Here is an 838-nt window from a genome sequence, read left to right as displayed (position 1 = left end):
GGTGAAATGAAACGCAACGGCACCACCAGAAAAGGCACCACCAGATGGCGCTGCAAACAATGCGGCGCCTCCAGCGTCAAACGTCGAAACGACATCACCAACGCGGCAGTGTTCACCCAGTTCATCGAGCATTGCACCACCGCAATATCACTCGACGACCTAGCCAAACGAAACGGTGTTAGCCGCGCCACCATGAAGCGGCGCTTCAAGTGGTGCTGGCTCGTTGATGTGCCTGACCCCACCGCCGGCCACCACAAGCGGATCTACGACCAGGTATTTCTCGATGGCACCTACACCGCCGGCGGCTGTTTGATCGTCGCTGCCACCATCGATCACGTCATTGCCTGGCACTGGTGCAAACACGAAACCACCCGCGACTACCAACTGCTGCTCGAACGCATCGAAGCACCACTCATCGCCGTCATCGACGGCGGCCAAGGCGCATACAGCGCAATCAAAAAGTGCTGGCCGACTACGAAAATTCAACGCTGCCTCGTCCACGCCCAACGCGTGGTCCGCCGCTACACCACCACCAACCCACGCACCGATGCCGGGCGCACCATCTACCGACTTGCGCTGAAACTGACCCGGATCACCACACTGGATGAAGCCGCCGCGTGGGGTGTGCAACTGCACGAGTTTTCAACGATCTACCGGGAATGGATGAACGAGAAAACCATGATCAAAGACCCCAAAACAGGTGCATGGACCCGCGTGTGGACCCACCACAACGTGCGCAAGGCCTACAACAGCCTCAACCATCTTTGGCGGTCCGAGATGCTGTTTGTCTACCTCAACCCGCCAGCAGGAGTCCTTGCGCCCGAGCGGATCAAATCCA

General features: G+C 58.7%; 1 protein-coding gene. It reads left to right on the top strand.

The window, feature by feature from the left end:
* Positions 1–838: IS256-like element IS1249 family transposase (locus tag QP934_RS11455; RefSeq protein WP_419127586.1), on the top strand; the 838-nt coding region annotated here is incomplete at both ends.

Origin of the sequence: Corynebacterium sp. MSK122 (genome assembly GCF_030229435.2) — a bacterium.
GTDB classification, from domain to species: Bacteria; Actinomycetota; Actinomycetes; order Mycobacteriales; family Mycobacteriaceae; genus Corynebacterium; species Corynebacterium marquesiae.
Note: the sequence above shows the minus strand (reverse complement) of the source record. Positions and strands in the feature narration are given on the sequence as shown.